This window comes from Martelella sp. K41-7 (assembly GCF_055808365.1).
The window spans coordinates 227058-242731 of sequence record NZ_CM147867.1 but is presented as its reverse complement, the minus strand read 5'-3'; the positions used below and the strand labels follow the sequence as shown (position 1 = coordinate 242731).

The 15674-nt window shown below is 58.2% G+C and carries 14 protein-coding genes and 3 pseudogenes; 5 read left to right on the top strand and 12 right to left on the bottom strand.

The genetic code is table 11. The features are described 5' to 3' along the window. Window positions 1-135: 135 nt before the first annotated feature. The 4 genes from AC0L7L_RS01170 to AC0L7L_RS01155 all read right to left on the bottom strand — a co-directional run bounded on the left by AC0L7L_RS01170 (window position 136) and on the right by AC0L7L_RS01155 (window position 2812). A complete protein-coding gene (locus AC0L7L_RS01170) occupies window positions 136-279 on the bottom strand; it encodes a DUF1127 domain-containing protein (protein WP_272209811.1) in 144 nt (47 codons plus the stop codon). Window positions 280-652: 373 nt separating this feature from the next. After that, window positions 653-796: a DUF1127 domain-containing protein gene (locus AC0L7L_RS01165; protein ID WP_272209810.1), complete on the bottom strand. Its 144-nt coding sequence runs from the start codon at window positions 794-796 to the stop codon at window positions 653-655. Between the two features lie 158 nt (window positions 797-954). Continuing rightward, the gene (locus AC0L7L_RS01160; RefSeq protein ID WP_473511321.1) at window positions 955-1719 is read right to left on the bottom strand and encodes a YrhK family protein; all 765 of its coding nucleotides are present in this window, start codon (window positions 1717-1719) and stop codon (window positions 955-957) included. Window positions 1720-1870: 151 nt separating this feature from the next. Continuing rightward, a complete protein-coding gene (locus AC0L7L_RS01155) occupies window positions 1871-2812 on the bottom strand; it encodes a LysR family transcriptional regulator (protein ID WP_473511319.1) in 942 nt (313 codons plus the stop codon). Between the two features lie 86 nt (window positions 2813-2898). Here AC0L7L_RS01155 and AC0L7L_RS01150 point away from each other — a divergent pair, with 86 nt between their 5' ends. From AC0L7L_RS01150 to AC0L7L_RS01135, 4 genes are all read left to right on the top strand, one after another. Further along, a complete protein-coding gene (locus AC0L7L_RS01150) occupies window positions 2899-3858 on the top strand; it encodes an SMP-30/gluconolactonase/LRE family protein (RefSeq protein ID WP_473511316.1) in 960 nt (319 codons plus the stop codon). Between the two features lie 54 nt (window positions 3859-3912). Next, a complete protein-coding gene (locus AC0L7L_RS01145) occupies window positions 3913-4941 on the top strand; it encodes a TRAP transporter substrate-binding protein (protein WP_473511314.1) in 1029 nt (342 codons plus the stop codon). Between the two features lie 104 nt (window positions 4942-5045). Continuing rightward, window positions 5046-5561, top strand: a complete 516-nt coding sequence (locus AC0L7L_RS01140; protein WP_272209806.1) for a TRAP transporter small permease — start codon at window positions 5046-5048, stop codon at window positions 5559-5561. Further along, entirely contained in the window at window positions 5558-6823 is a 1266-nt protein-coding gene (locus AC0L7L_RS01135) for a TRAP transporter large permease (protein ID WP_272209805.1), read from the top strand. The genes AC0L7L_RS01140 and AC0L7L_RS01135 overlap by 4 nt, the downstream gene beginning before the upstream one ends. Window positions 6824-7292: 469 nt before the next feature. Here AC0L7L_RS01135 and AC0L7L_RS01130 read toward each other — a convergent pair whose 3' ends face one another. Genes AC0L7L_RS01130 through AC0L7L_RS01120 form a run of 3 tightly spaced genes read right to left on the bottom strand, consistent with a single transcriptional unit; the run spans window position 7293 to window position 10065 of the window. Then, window positions 7293-8555, bottom strand: coding sequence for a Zn-dependent hydrolase (locus AC0L7L_RS01130; RefSeq protein ID WP_272209804.1), 1263 nt, complete (start codon window positions 8553-8555; stop codon window positions 7293-7295). After that, entirely contained in the window at window positions 8552-9208 is a 657-nt protein-coding gene (locus AC0L7L_RS01125; RefSeq protein ID WP_473511310.1) for a TenA family protein, read from the bottom strand. The genes AC0L7L_RS01130 and AC0L7L_RS01125 overlap by 4 nt, the downstream gene beginning before the upstream one ends. 11 nt (window positions 9209-9219) lie before the next feature. After that, complete coding sequence (locus tag AC0L7L_RS01120) at window positions 9220-10065, bottom strand: BtpA/SgcQ family protein (RefSeq protein ID WP_272209802.1); 846 nt, start codon at window positions 10063-10065, stop codon at window positions 9220-9222. Between the two features lie 23 nt (window positions 10066-10088). On the opposite strand from AC0L7L_RS01120, the gene AC0L7L_RS01115 reads away from it, so the two are divergent. Then, window positions 10089-10988, top strand: coding sequence for a PfkB family carbohydrate kinase (locus AC0L7L_RS01115; protein ID WP_473511307.1), 900 nt, complete (start codon window positions 10089-10091; stop codon window positions 10986-10988). 43 nt (window positions 10989-11031) lie between these two features. On the opposite strand, the gene AC0L7L_RS01110 is transcribed toward AC0L7L_RS01115, so the two are convergent. The 5 genes and pseudogenes from AC0L7L_RS01110 to AC0L7L_RS01090 all read right to left on the bottom strand — a co-directional run bounded on the left by AC0L7L_RS01110 (window position 11032) and on the right by AC0L7L_RS01090 (window position 15665). Continuing rightward, window positions 11032-11802 carry a glutamine amidotransferase gene (locus AC0L7L_RS01110; protein ID WP_272209800.1) on the bottom strand — a complete coding sequence of 257 codons (771 nt, stop codon included), beginning with the start codon at window positions 11800-11802 and terminating at the stop codon, window positions 11032-11034. A gap of 1 nt (window position 11803) precedes the next feature. Next, a pseudogene (locus tag AC0L7L_RS01105) lies at window positions 11804-12902 on the bottom strand (phosphotriesterase family protein). Then, window positions 12902-13910, bottom strand: a pseudogene (locus AC0L7L_RS01100) (ABC transporter permease). Before AC0L7L_RS01100 ends, AC0L7L_RS01105 begins: the two co-directional pseudogenes overlap by 1 nt. After that, window positions 13907-14715 (bottom strand): annotated as a pseudogene (locus tag AC0L7L_RS01095) (ATP-binding cassette domain-containing protein). The pseudogenes AC0L7L_RS01100 and AC0L7L_RS01095 overlap by 4 nt, the downstream one beginning before the upstream one ends. Further along, window positions 14712-15665, bottom strand: coding sequence for an ABC transporter substrate-binding protein (locus tag AC0L7L_RS01090; RefSeq protein ID WP_473511304.1), 954 nt, complete (start codon window positions 15663-15665; stop codon window positions 14712-14714). The pseudogene AC0L7L_RS01095 and the gene AC0L7L_RS01090 overlap by 4 nt, the downstream one beginning before the upstream one ends. Between the last annotated feature and the right edge of the window lie 9 nt (window positions 15666-15674).

The window sequence follows — 15674 nt, the reverse complement described above, 5'->3', positions numbered from 1 at the left end:
GAGGATGGACAGAGGGCGATTGGGATTTTTTGTCGCCGATGCTGCGGGACGATGGTCGCCAGACCGCGCTCGGCTTCCGTCGGGTCATTCGCACAGCTTCTTCGCGAAGGTGGTGAACCCGTTCGGCACCGGCTGTTACTTTGACGACTTGCGTGCAACCCGGCGGATGTCTTCGCGATTGATGCCGAGATCGGCCAGCTCGCGGTTGTTCATGCGGTTCAGTTCGCTGACCGTCTGACGGTACTTGACCCAGTTGTTGAAGTTATGTGCCATGCTCATATCATATCTCCCTTCGCTTGAAGGTCTCGGCGTCACATCCTTGCGACGCATCCTTGTCTCTGACAATTGGAGATATAGACCTGTACCACGGGCTGAGGCAGAGGCTTTACGTCAATAGTCCTATGCATCCATTGCAAGGCTCTGGCTGGGCAGCATTTTATTGAACAGAAAACAGGCATGCCGTCTATCTGGCGATATCAATCGTGCTATCTGCACAGGGCAAAAAAATAGCACCCACCGGGGGAGGAGGATCCGGTGGGTGCCATTTGATGTGGTCAGTGACTGGGAGGAGGAGTATCACCGACCTATCGAAGGGTATTTTGGGAGGAGGAGGAGAATACCCTTCGAATTCTGTAAACTCTTTTCGCTTCGCTTAGAAAGCGGCGCGGCGTGCAATCCGGCGGATGTCTCCGCGATTGATACCGAGATCGGAAAGCTCGCGGGTCGACATACGGTCCAGCTCGCTGACCGTGCGGCGGTATTTCATCCAATTGCTGAAGCTGCGCGTAACGTTCATTTTTCTATCTCTTCAGTGGCGCGCCCATTCTTGAGGGACGCTCATCATTTGCTGTTGAGACGGATATAATCGTTTCGATTTGATTGAGGCAGACCCTTTTCAGCAAGGCCCCTATGCAAAAAACGCAGAGCTGCCTGAAAAGCGGCGAAACCGCCTTTCTAGCGCTTTCTGTGCCTCTTTCTGTGCGGAGCATAAGGCGTGACCGGATGCCGGCCCCACGACGTGGGCTTGCCCAGGGCCTGAGCCACGATACGGTAGGCGCGACGGTAGTTGAAAAGGCCGCCGGCGAAGAACAGAACGCTGCCGACGAGATATTGCCAGGCGAGAAACCCGTCGAGCCGGGTTTGGTCTGCAGGGTTCGAAAACGACCAGAGATAGGGGATCGAGGCAACCGCAAACAGGGTTGACCCCACCACAAAGGTCACCGCGGTAAGGTTCATCATCTGCAGGGTCACGAGATCGTCTGCCTGTACGATTTGAATGACATTGATAACCGCGCCGACAACAAACAACACGCTGCCGATGATGAAGCACCAAGCCCCCGCGGCAAACCACCCCACCTGCGACAGGAAGAACACGCTGCCGGCAACAAACAGCAAGGTTCCGGAAACATAGGTCCAGGCTGCCCAGAATTCCAGCCGGTCCCATATGGTCGCGACACCTTCGCGTTCGTGGGCATGAAGAAACACTTCAATCAGATCATGCCCGGTCACAAGCAGGTAGAGCAGCGAGCCGAAAAAGAAGGTCCATGCTCCGAGGTCGGAATAGGCCGAGAGTGACGGAAAGAAACAGACACTGCCAAAAATGAAGACCACCCCGCCCAGTTGATAGGCAATTGCATTGATGGTTTCCCAGCGAAAGTTCTTCCTGATCTCTGGATCGTCGGCGATGAAATCATGGATACGCGGTCTGTTGACAAACATATGCGGCATTTGGAACCCGGCCCCTTTTTTTTCGGCTCCATAATGACGGGTTCAAAAACAGCTGAACACCCCCTGTTTTCATCGCATACGCACCGGAAAAAGCGCGCACCTCGGCAACGACGAAGCATGCCTTCATCTGGCATAGCAGTACCTAAGACGCGTCATGTTGCACGGATACGAACAGTTTCCGTGTTTCGGGTTTGTCGAAGAAAATCCGGCAAGCGGCTGCGAAAGCAGCGGCGCGCCGGCTGACGCGGCCGCCGCGCCGCGTGGCAAGCACCAGATTGGGACTGGGGGAAGAGGTCAGCAGGGGACGGCAGACCACCTGCAATCCGCTATAGGTCGTGTCCGTCGGGGGGCGGATATTGAGGATAGCGGCGCCAAGGCTGGCGGCAGCGGCACTGCGGACCATTTCAAAGGATTCGAATTTTTGTATCGGCCCCGGGGTCACACCCTCTCGTTCGAATAGCAGAGACACGTATCGGCTGGAATGCGGGAGGTTAAGCAGAAGCAGCGCTCTTCCTGCAAGATCGGTAAGTGTCACGGCTTCGTGTGTTGCCAGCGGATCGTTCTGGGGCAGAACGACATGCGGCGGTGCGCTGGTCAGCACCTCGCTTTCAAAGTCGGGATGCAGTCCGGCATCATATGTCAGAAGGATATCCACCTCCCCGTCGCGAAGATGCTGCTGAATGGAGATGATGTCACCCTCCAGCAGATGGACGATGAGCTCCGGATGCTCTGCAGCCAGGTCGCGAATGACGAGCGGGGCAATATTGGGCGAGACAGACGTAAAGGCACCGACCCGCAGTTCTCCGGTAAGCTGCCTTGGTCTGCCCATGAGATCCTCGGAAAACGACCGTGTTTCGTCCAGCAGCCGGATTGTACGGGCAATCACACGTTCGCCTGCGGCTGTGGTTATCAGCCCTTTTGAACGCTGACGTACGAAAACCTGAGTGCCGAATTCCTGCTCGAAACTGTCGATAGCGGCGAGAATCGAGGACGTCGATATCCGCATTTTTTCTGCCGCGCGCGCAATCGAGCGCGCCTGCGAGGCCGCGACCACATATTCAAGCTGTCGAAGCGTTGTCTTCATTTTATGAATTTAATTCCAACATTAAAAACATTTTCAATACTTTCTACCCATTGCTACCTTTGCAGGCAAGTGGGAGAAACACAACGGTGATATCGAGTATTCAATCCGCCAAGCGCGAGCGGGTGCGGCCGATCGATTTCGGGTCGGCAGACATCAGCGTCGAAACGATCTGGCCAGGCCCCGCGCTTCTTGGTGAAAGTCCCGTCTGGGATACGGAGCGCCAGCGACTCTATTTCGTCGACAGCCTCAAAAAACAGATCATTAACCTTTGCGCTGACGGCAGTGACGTGCGCGTATGGACGTTACCTGACATTGTCGGTTCGATCGGTCTGGCCGATGACGGCCGGCTGATCGCCGGTCTGGGCAATGGCTTTGCACTGATTGATCTGTCACATGACCGTGCCACGATCACCCGTATCGGCGATCCGGAGCCGCACCTTGCCGAGACCCGTCTTAACGATGGCAAGGTGGACCGCAAGGGGCGTTTCTGGTGCGGCAGCATGAGCAAGGACCGCTTAAATCCCGTCGCCTCTCTGTACCGGCTCGAACCGGATCACTCATGGACGCGGGTTGAGACCGGAATCACCGTTTCCAACGGCATCGCGTTCAGCCCGAACTCAACCAGAATGTACTTTTCCGACAGCCGGGTTGATCGCTCCTATCAGTATGACCTTGAACTCGAAAGCGGCACTTTGTCCCATTGCCGTCCCTTTGCCGATACCACCACCTATGAGGGGCGGATCGACGGCGCGACTGTCGACGAAGACGGCAATTACTGGGGCGCACTGTTCGATGGCAGTGCTGTCGGCTGTTTTGATAGTAGCGGTCAGCTTCGCGGATCGGTGCCACTGCCGGTGCGCTGTCCGACAATGTGTTCGTTCGGCGGTCCGGACATGGACGTTCTATTTGTCACATCGGCGACATTTCTGATGTCGCCGGAAGAGATTGCCCTCGCGCCGCAAGCCGGCGCGCTGTTTGCCATTCGCGGGCTGGGTGCCCGCGGTATTGCGGAGCCACGGTTCCGTATCTTGACTAAACCGGAATAGGGACAGCCCGCTTGGGAGCGCGGGCCGTCATCATTGTATCGTCAGGAGGAGACTATGATACATAAACGACTGAGTATTTTGCTTTTGTCGCTGGCTGGCCTTGTCATGGCAGTGACATCAGCCTCAGCTGCGCCACGTCTGTCTATCACCTACGCCCACTGCTGTGCCCCGGAGCATACCTACGGCGTCTATGCCCATAAATTTGCCGACCGTGTTGCTGAACTTTCAGACGGCCAGATCAAGATCGAGGTTCTGGATGGCGGCGTCATGGGGTCTGAACAGGCCATTGCCCAGAAGGTTCAACTCGGCACGGTGCAGATGGCGGGCCTTACCACCAACAACGTCGCCCAGCTTGCACCGGCGCTGAATGTTCTGAACCTGCCCTATCTCAACAGCAGCCCCGACGATCTGACGGGCGATGGCGGACTTCTGCGTGCCGGCCCATACAGGGATGAACTGAACAGGCGCGTGCTTGCAGAAAGCGGCAGCGTGCGCGTGATCGGTGGCTTCACCAACGCGTTCCGCTCGCTTTTGGCCGCGGACAAGTGCATTTCCACAATCGACGATCTTCAGGGTCTGAAAATCCGTGCGCCCAAAAACCCGGTGATGACGGCAATGTGGGAGAGCTGGGGCGTTTCCACCTACCCGATTGACTGGGGCGAGACTTTCGGCGCGGTAGCGACCGGTGTCGTTGACGCCTTCGACAGCCCGACCGATGTCGTGCTCGACCTCGGTTTCCATGAGCATATCAAATATATCACCGAGGCAACCTACCTGCCGCTGGCGGCTGTTGTGATTATCAACGAGCCTTTCTTCGAAAGCCTTTCCGAAGCTGATCGCGATATTCTCCTAACGGCCGCCAACGAGACCGATGTTGCCCACGCCGAGTATGTCGCAAACAATGGTGACCGCGTGCGCAAGGAGCTCACCGAAAATTTCGGTGTGACCTTCTGCGAGTTGAAAGATCCGGAAGTCTGGGCAGAGCGTGCCCAGGGCGCCTGGCCGCAGCTCTTCGAACTTGTCGGCGGCGGCAAGGAGTGGGTCGACATGACCGTGCAGTACCGCAATACCGGCAGCTTCTGACCGGAAGCTGTCAACAGTAACCCCGCAGACGGCAAGTCTGCGGGGTTCCCCAATGATCGGGCGTGGCGGGCAGGCGATGCTGCCATGGCTCTTGGAGAATAGTCATGATCGGCAGGCTCGCTTCGGCTTTCGGAAAGCTCGAACTCATATTGTCAAATCTCTCATTGGTGGCCCTTGTGACCATTCTGGCCATGCAGGTTTTCTTCCGCTATGTGCTGCATACCGGTCTGACCTGGAGCGAGGAAATCTCGCGCTTCGTGTTCATCTGGTTTGTGTATATTTCCGCAAGCCTGGCCGCCCGGCGCGGCAGCCACATCCGTATTACGCTTTTTATCCGCTGGTTTCCCGGCGGGGAGAAATACGCGCTGCTGCTGGCGGATACGATCTGGATCGTCTTTAACGCTTTCGTGGTCGCCGCCGGCATCATGCTGATCTCGCGCACGCTGAAATACCCGATCTATTCAACGGCGCTGTTCCTGCCCCTCGCCTTTATCTATTCCGTGATTCCGATTGCCCATACGCTGATGATCCTGAGGATCATAGAAAGACAGTGGATGTGCTTTCGTCATGGCGTTTCCGTCATCGCCGGAGAGACGACGGCTGAGGAGACGCGGCCATGATCTTTGCGCTTCTCTTCCTGGGGTGTCTTGTCCTCGGTGTGCCGGTCTTTGTTACGCTCGGCATTCCCTCGCTCTATGAATTGCTGACCTCTCCCATCCCTCTGAGCGCCATGGCCCACAGCCTGTTTGACGGGGTAGACAAGTTTGCGCTTCTGGCGATCCCCAATTTCGTTCTGGCCGGCGCAATCATGTCACGTGCCGGCATCACCGGGGACATCATCAATGTCATGCGTTCCGTCGTCGGCAAGGCCTATGGCGGACTGGCGATGGTCACCATTCTGTCCTGTATGTTCTTTGCCGCGATTTCAGGATCAGGACCGGGAACTGTTGCCGCCATCGGTACGCTATTGATCCCCGCCATGAAAGAGGATGGCTATCCGAAGGACTTTGCCGCCGCCGTGGCCTCGTCCGGCGGTACGCTGGGAATTCTTCTGCCACCCTCCAATCCGATGATTGTCTATGGCGTGCTGGCTTCTGTTTCCATCGGAGATTTGTTTCTGGCCGGGCTTTTGCCGGGCATTTTGATGGGGTCGCTGCTGATGTTCACGACCTGGATACTCGCCCGGAAAAACGGCTATCGCGGCCATCCCAAACCGTTCGATATGCGCGGTTTCCTGCACTCGCTGTGGCGTGCGAAGTTTTCACTTGCGACCCCGTTTGTGGTGCTCGGCGGGATTTACGGCGGGATTTTCACACCGGTCGAAGCTTCGGTCATCGCCGTGATCTACGCGCTGCTTGTCGGTGTAATCATCAAACGCACGATTACGCCTTCCGGCCTTTGGCAGGCACTGAGCGAGGCCAGCACGGTCTGCGGCGGCCTGATCGTCATCATGGGCACGGCGGTGTTCTTCGGCGAGTTCCTGACGCTTAACCTCATTCCCCAGAAGATCGCGACATCGCTCCTCAGCGTGACGTCGGACCCGATTATCATGCTGCTAATCATAGCGGCGATACTGATCGTGCTGGGCACCTTCATGGAAACACTGTCGACGGTGATCATTCTGACGCCGATCCTGCTGCCGCTGGTCAAACAACTCGGCATAGATCCAATCCATTTTGGCATTCTGCTGGTGGTCACCAGTGAAATCGGCTTTCTCACACCACCGCTTGGCGTCAACCTTTTCGTGGCGTGCGGCATATCCGGGCTTACGATCGAGCAGGTGTCGCGCCGCGTCCTGCCTTTCATCGCCACCATCATTGCCGGACTTTTGCTCCTGCTATTCTTTCCGCAGATCAGCCTGCTCCTGCCCTCGCTGAAGTAGAGCGCGTCTCCGGGCAGACGCACATGCTCCGGCCAGCTATCGGAGAACACAAAGGACAGCCCGCCGGAGCATCAGTTCGAGCAGCAGGTCCGCACCGGCCTTGGTGAGCGGCACGAAGCCGCGTTCGCCGATGAGCAGCCTGCAGGCCGCCAATCGTTCCAGTCCTCCGATACAGCTGCGGGATAGGCTCGCACATGAGCATCCGTCGCAGTGTACCCGGCCGGGAGACCTCGATCCGAAGAACTGTCTTCGACGGGGAAGGCTACCCTGTCTTGCCGGCAGCGGCATCAGGCCTGCCCTAGGGTGGATCCGCCGAAGGGTGTTGCGATCGGCGAAACAGAAGAGGATGGTACGAACACGGATTTCGGTACAGAGGAACTGCCGATCGAGTTCCAGTGGCTGAGGTCGCCTGAACCTGCACGTCTGTTCAGTTTGCCCGAGCCAGTTCGCACTGCGCCTGACCGGAAGGTCAGGCGATACCAGGCTTCGTCAATAACTCTGTGACCGCCGCCATGAACATCTGTGCACCAGCAATGCAGTCTTCCGGTTCAACAAACTCAGCTTCGTTGTGACTCAGGCCATCGCGACAGGGTACAAAAATCATGACCGAGGGCGCGTGCTGGCTCAGAAACAGAGCGTCGTGAAACGCGCCTGAAATCATGGCCTTCGTCTCAAAACCGATGGTGCTCGCTGCCGTGTGCAGGGCCTCAACCGCAGCTTCAGAAAAGCGTACCGGGCTCATCTCAAGCGTTTTGCGAATGCTCAATTCAGTTGCTGCAGCCTTTGCGGCATCTTCAAACATATCCCTTATCGCAGTTTCAAGCTGGTCAAGAATTTCCACCTCAGGGTGGCGAAGATCAACCGTGCAGGACGCAGTCGCCGGAATGGCATTGACGCTGCCGGGTGTAACGGCAAGCCGCCCGACAGTGAACCGCGCATCGGCATCATCCGGCATGACCGTTGCATAAAGCCCCGACAGCGCCGTCGTGAGCGCCTTCAAAGGATCACGACGATATTGCAGCGCTGTGGTTCCGGCATGCGCCGTCTGCCCTTCAAACCGCACCTCCAGCCAGCGCGTGCCCTGAACGCCGGTGACGATCCCGATCGGAATTTGTTCGCTTTCCAGCGACGGCCCCTGTTCAATATGGAGTTCAAGATAGGCAGAAACCGGAAATCCGAGAGGACGATGGCCGACCTCCGGTGCAAGCGCCTCGATCGTGGCAAGCCGTTCATCATCGAACCGGGCGCCGTCATCACCAGCAAGAAGATCCGCCCATTCGGCCGGAATTGCGCCATCGACAAAGGCGCGAGATCCCATGCAGCCAGGCGCATAGCGGCATCCTTCCTCATTGGTCCAGGCCACCACTTCGACCGACCGTTCTGGCTGAAAGCCAGCATCCGCAAGGCTTTCAAGGACCTCAAAGGCCGTCAGCGTGCCAAGCGCACCGTCAAACCGGCCACCAGACGGCTGACTGTCGAGATGCGAACCGATCAGAAGCGGCGGCAGGCCACTGTCCCTGCCTTCCATACGGATGAAAAGATTGGCCATATCATCCTGAAACACGGAGAAGCCGCGCGCCTTGGCCAGAGCCGTCAACAGCGCCCGGGCTTCGCGATCACCGCGCGTCAGTGTCTGCCTGTTGACCCCGCCACCCGCCGTGGCGCCGATACCGGCGAATGCATCGAGACGGGCCAGTAACCGCTCTCCGTCGATTTCAGGAGCTTTGGTCATGCGTCCTCCACCTCATCATAAGCGGCTCTGTGGAAATCGATCTCAAGTCGCATCGCCTTGCCGAAGACAGCGCTCAGATGCGCCTTCTCCGCTTCACCCAGCGTTTCCCCGGCTTGATCCAGCCGGTTCTTCAGCCATGTGGCCTGCGCGGCAAAGGTTTCGTCCGTGTGCAGCCCTACCCATTCGGCCAGAAGCGGATCGGAAATGGTGTTCTGCTGTGCCTGTTTCGACCAGGTCCAGTACATCCATTCCGCTGCGAACATGGCGGCAACCGTGTCGATGAAACCGCCATCGCGGGCAATAGCCAGCATGCCGTCGCGGAATCGCGCAACGGCTGGAACCGCGACGTCGAAGTCATTCACATTGATACGGCGGGCGGCAAATGTCCGCTCGAAATAGGCGATCTGATGGTTGGCGAGCGCATCGAGCACGCCGATCATCCAACGCCGGTCGGACATAGTCTCCGCCTTGGCAGTGGCATAGGCAAAAATCGAAATCGCGGTTTCGACAAAGGCGCCCTCAAACACCAGATAGCGATCGAACGCCCTTTTCGGCAGCGCGTCCGCCTTGATGTCCTCGACGAAACGATGGGCAACCATCTCGTCGAAGACCGTCTTATTCTCGCGCAGAATGAAATCGGAAAGCCTTTCCATCTCCGACTTCCTCAATCGCGGCCGAGCGCGGGACGCGCGGCTTCCATGAAGGCCTTCACCCGTTCAGGATCAACCGGATTCCACCAGACCCCACCTTCCTTCAGCGAGGATGCAACAATGACGCCATTGGTGCGGGCCAGAATGTCGCCGATGTTTTCCTTGGTCACGCCAGAGCCGACCATCAGCGGCAGGTCGGTTGCCGAGCGGACCTCGTCGATCTCCTCAATCGTTGCCGCATTGCCGGTGCGCTGGCCGGTGGCGATCACGACGTCAGCATCGAAAAATGCCAGATCGCGGGTCTGTTCGGGAATAGTCCGGTCGGCGGTGATCGCGTGGGCACCGTGCTTGACGTGGCTGTCGGCGAAAACCTTGATGTGTTCAGCGCGCAGCAGCGAGCGATAGCGCAGCGCCTCACCTGCACGGCCTTCCATGAAGCCTTCGTTGGCGACATAGGCATTGGCCCACTGGTTGACGCGGATGAAGCTGGCGCTGCCAGCAAGCGCGATTGCGAGTGCCGGAATGGGCGCATTGGCAAGCACATTGATGCCGATCGGCACACCGGTAGCCTGTTTGATCCGGTCGGTCACCACAGACATGAAGGCCGCCGTTTCATGGCCGATATCATCCGGTTTGGAAAACGGAATATCGCCGTGGTTTTCGATCACCAGCCCGTCGAGCCCGCCGCCGATGAGCGCGTCTGCATCGCGCATGCAAGTGTCGTAGATGCTGTCGACAGATTGATCCCTGTAGCGCGGTGAACCGGGAAAGGACGGGCAATGGATCATTCCGAGCAATACCTTGTCAGTTTTGAATATTTCCCGTATGGCGCTTGAAGTTCCACCTGATATTTTCTGCATAAAGTTCTCCAGGAAGCTAAAAAATGCGTGCGTTTGTGATTGGCAATGCCGCCATTGACGAAACAATTTCAGTCGACGGGCTACCCGAGCCCGGCGTTTCGATATTAGGCCGGATCGCCAGCCGCGATCTCGGCGGCAAGGGCACAAACCAGGCCGTGGTGATGGCGCGCGGCGGCCTTGAAACGATACTCGTTTCGGCCATCGGCGACGATTTCCGCTCCGCCACGATCCGCGAGCAACTTGCCGAGGAACCACTCGATGCGCGGCTTTCCAGCCTGTCCGGCATAACCACCGACTTCTCGATGGTGCTGACCACCCCGGACGGGGAGAATTCCATCGTAACAACAACCGAAGCAGCCGAGGCCCTGCCGCTTGAGGCGGCTCTTGAAGTGCTTCGCGAGGCCCGCCCCGGTGACTTTCTGGTGATGCAGGGCAACCTTGGCACCGCAACCACCGAAATGCTGCTCAGGGCCGGCAGGGAACACGGCATGGTGACGGCGTTCAACCCGTCGCCACTCCGACCGTATTTCGATAGCCTCTGGCCCTTCATCGATATTGCCTTTCTCAACGAAAGCGAAAGTAAGAGCCTTACGGGCAGCACCGACAGACAGGCGGCGGAAACCCTGCATGAACGGGGCGTCCGCCAAGTGGTGCTGACAGCCGGCACCGATGGCGCCATACTGAGCACCGCAGGCGGTGAGTTTGTCCATGTTCCCGCCGTCAAGGCGAAAGCCATCGACACCACCGGTGCGGGCGACACCTTCATGGGCGCGGCGCTCGCATCAGCAGCACTTCGAGGTGGTATGCTCGACGCGCGGGCCATTTCCGATGCCAGTGCCGCATCGGCGCTGACAGTGGCCCGGCGCGGAACACGCCGGGCCTTTCCCAGCCGGGACGAACTTGCACAGATATTCGCCGGTTAAGGGGAGAACCGGCGGGTTGGGAAGGCAAGCTCGTCCCTGTTCGTCAATCCTTGGCGGCAAGCCAGCCGAGGATGTTCTTCCACAGTTTGCCGTAACCGTCCCATTCGCAGAATGCCGGCGAAAGCCAATGCGGGCCGATATCCGAGGTCCATACTGCGCTGCGGCCCTTGCCGGCCTTGCCGGTCACCAGCAGCGGATGTCCGCCCTGGTCTTCAGGCAGACGGGCAACCACTTCGATATCCTCACGATCCTTCAGCTCAACCTCGTTGACGCCGAGCATGACCGGCCATTCGCCTGAAATTCCGGCAACAGTTGGGTGGTCCGCCATCAGAATATCCGGTGTCGTGCCTTCCGGAATTTCAATGCGGTCATCCCACGGCAGGCAGGTCACCGGCAGCACGTCTTCCACAGCGGTACGCCGCCAGCGCGCCTTCCCATCAATACCCTGGAAGGAGAAATAGCCGCCGCACATCAAGAGCGCGCCACCCTTTTCGACCCAGGACTTGATCAGTTTCAGACGGTTCGGCACCGTCTTCGATTGCAGCCAAACGGCCGGCGGCAGAAGCAGGGTGTTGGCGCCGATATCGGACAGGATGATGACGTCATATTCATCCAGCCCTTCCATTTCAAAGGGAAAGCCGTCAGCCGCCTCGTGTGCTGTCATGTAGGTCAGTTCGAATTCGCTGCCCTTCAGCGCGTCAACCAACGGCTTGGCGCCGAGGTGGAAATGGACGCTGCCGAACTGGTCGAATCCCTTATAGTGGGTTTCCGAGGTGACCCAGCTTTCGCCAACCAGAAGTACTTTCTTTGTCATTTCAGTCCTGTTTTCTGTTCGAATTTCGCTGCGCGGCGCTGTCAAAGACGGCGCGCGGATTGTGGTTCATGAAGCGTTGAAGCGTCTTCTCGTCAAGCCCGTGACGGGCAAGACGCGGCAGGAAATGGCGCAGCACGAAGGCATAGCCATTGCCGCCATAATGCGTCAGCATCATTTTGAGGAACACGTCATGGGACAGCAGGATCTCGGCCGCCATGACCGGCCTCAACCAGCTTGACGATGGCGCGGGCGCATTCCTCATCGCTCGGGCATTGAACCTGCTGGTCTGCATAGAAGAAATCCATGCCGATCATATCATATTCGATGAAGGCACCGCGCCCGGCGAGTTCGCTTTGATAGGTGAAATCGTCATGTGACGGGTTCATGTGGCAAAGCACGGTGTGCTTCAGATCCGCACCTTCGGCCTCGACGATATCAAGCACGTCATGGCCGAGACGGAACCAACCGGGCAAATGCACCATCAGCGGCAAGCCTGTTCGGACCTGCGCCTGAGCCGCACCCCGCAACGACTTGCGCTCTGCTTCGGTGAAGTCTCCGGACACGCCGATTTCGCCGATCAGGCCGATCTTCACACCCGTGCCGTCAACGCCGTTTATGGCCTCGGCGACGATCTCGTCGGCGATATCTTTTTCTGTCATCGCCGCGAGCTTTTCGGGATGGGAATCCTGCAGATAATAGCCTGCGCCGATGACGAGGTTGAGCCCGGTTGCGGCCGAAATCCGCTGCATGGCTTCAGGGTTACGCCCGATGCCCTGACAGGTCGGCTCGACCAGCGTACGTCCGCCAGCATCGACGAAGGACTTCAGCTCTGAAACCGCCAGCTTCTCGTCATCAAGCGTGATGTTGTGCTTGTTGACGAAGGGATCCTGATGCAGTTCGCTCAGGATCTCCATACAGACGAAGCTGTCGGCGAGATGCTGACGCTCGGGCGTTTGCGGCGGATTCCACCAGCATGTGCAGTCGTTGAGCACATGCTCGTGCATCAGCGTCACGCCCATGGCCGATGCATCCACCGGACCATTGACGGTCATGACCTTGCCGGAGTTCGTATGGGCTTCGGAAAGCTCGTTTGCAGACATCATTTGCCTCCCTTGCCCCGGCCAAAGCTGAAATTCGCGCCGAATATCCGGGTGTTGAGCCAGATCGCCAGCAGGATGATCGCGCCAGTGACAATCTGCGTGAAGAAGGGCGAGATGTGCATCAGGATCAACCCGTTGCCGATCACGGCAATGGTCATGGTGCCAAGCACAGTGCCCAGGATGGTGCCGCGTCCGCCCATCAGCGATGTGCCGCCAAGAACCACAGCGGCAATCGCCTGAAGCTCAAAACCAACTGCGGCATTGGACGAGACCGGAACCGAGACGCGCTGCCATCAGCAGGCCAGCGAGCCCGCAAGCCAGGCCGGAAAGAACATAAACCGACATCAGCACGAATTTGGCGGGCATGCCGACACGGCGTGCGGCTTCCAGATTGGAGCCGATGGCAACAACCTGACGGCCATAACGGGTCTTCGAAATCACGATGTAGCCGATGATGGCGACGACAATTGCGATCATGGCCGGAAACGGTACGCCGAAGATTTCACCGCGACCGAGAAACAGAAATCCAGGAACATCGCGGATCGGGATCGAGTAGCCCTTGGTGAGATAAAGCGCGATACCACGAAAGATCGAAAGGCCTGCGAGCGTCACGATAAAGGCCGGAATACCCTGATAAGAAACGAACCAGCCCTGAAACAGACCGATGAACGCACCGAGCGCCAGCATGGCGACTATTGCCAAGGGCCAGGGAACACCGGCAACGATGATCATGGCGACCACCGCATTGATGACAGCGATGATCGAACCGACCGAAAGATCGATGCCGCCGGTGATGATCACAAATGTCATGGCGATGGCGACAATCAGGATGGGCGCTGCCTGCCGGATGACGTTGAGCAGGTTTCCGGCCGTCAGAAAGGTGTCGGTGCTGACCGCAAAGAAGATGAAGCAGGCGACAAAGAAAAAGGCGATGGAGAGCACCTGGGCATTTTCACCGAGAAAATCGACGATCGGCGAGCCCTTGGCGCGTTCGGTGTAGGCGCTCAATGTTTTTCTCCCCCGACGATGAGCTGGACGAGGTCTTCAAGTCCGGTGTCTCCGATCATGCGTTCTGCAACCTTGGTGCCCTCATACATGACAGCAATGCGGTCGCAGACGCGGAAGAGATCCTGAAGACGATGGGTGATCAGAACCACGGAAACGCCCTTGGCCTTGACCCGGTTGATCAGGTGCAGCACGGCTTCCACCTCCGCCACGGCCAGCGCCGAAGTCGGTTCGTCCATGATCAGCACTTTCGGCTGGAACGAGGCCGCCCGCGCAATCGCGATCGCCTGCCGCTGGCCGCCGGAGAGCTTTTCCACCTTGGCGGAAAGCCGGGGAATGCGGATTTCAAGCGCCTCGAGCATGCGCTCGGCCTCGGCCGTCATTTTCTTGCGGTCGAGAAACAGTCCGCTGGAAAGTTCGCGCCCGAGAAACAGATTGCCGACGACATCAATATGGTCGCAGAGGCTGAGGTCCTGGAACACCATTTCGATATTGCGGTTGCGGGCATCGGCGGGCCCGGTCAGTTCGACGGTCTCGCCGGCAACCTTGATGGTGCCGCCGTCGGGAATATAGGTACCAGAGATGATCTTGGTGAGGGTTGATTTCCCAGCGGCATTGTCACCGACCAGACCGAGGCATTCGCCGGGGTAAAGATCAAGGTCAACGCCGCGCAGCGCCTGATGCGAGCCGAAGGTTTTTGTGATGCCGCGAAGGGAAATGGCGGGTTCTGTTGCAGGCTGTTCCGGCGAACGGAGGGGGTTCCCCCTCCGCTGCCGGCAGCACCAGTTTGCTGTAGATCAGACATCATTTAAAGATAGCACGGTAAGGTTCGACATTGGCTTCAGTCACGATTGTGACCGGCACGGAGATTACGGCTTCAACGCTGTCACCATTGGAAAGGTCATTCAGCGCTTCAATCGCTGCCGCTCCCATCAGGGACGGGTCCTGCTGGATAACTGCGATCAGGAAGCCGTCATCGATGGCGTTGATTGCCTGCGCCGTCAGGTCCCAGCCGAAGATCTTGATGTCGTCCTGCTTGCCCTGGCTTTCGACAGCAGCAATCGCACCCATCAGCGCCGGTTCGCCAGTTGCATAGATCGCGGTGAGGTCGGGGTTGGCGGTGATCAGGTTCTCGGCTGCCGTCAGCGCATTGTCCTGAACGTTGCGGCCATCAACAACACCTGCGACCGTGATGCCGTCCACACCATCGATGGCATCTTCAAAGCCCTGCTGCCGCACATTCTGGATGTAGGAATTCAGTGCACCGACGATACCGACCTTGGCTTCGCCCCCCATATCACTTTTGACATAGTCGAGGAAATAGCCGCCGATGTCACCGCCGGCCTTGGCATTGTCGACGCCAATCTGAGCCTTCTGCGGCCCTTCCGGCAGGATCGCATCGATGGCAACCACCGGAATACCGGCCTCATCGGCCTGCTCGACGGCGGCCATGATGCCGTTGACATCGATAGCGACAACGGCAAGGCCGTCAACACCTTCCTGGATATAGGTCTCGACGGCGTTGTTCTGCATCGCCGGGTCATTGTTGGCGTTGTAGATCTGCAACGCGACGCCGAGTTCGGCGGCCTTTTCTTCGGCACCGCGATTGATGTCGTTGAAGAACAGGGCCTGCTGGTTGATCTGGACAAGCGCGAAGGTCTTGTCTGCAGCCGCGGCACCGGTGGAAAGAGCGCCTGCCATCATACCGGCGGCAAGCGCTGTCGAAAGAAGCGTCCTGCGGGAAATTCTGGAAATCATGAGTTCATC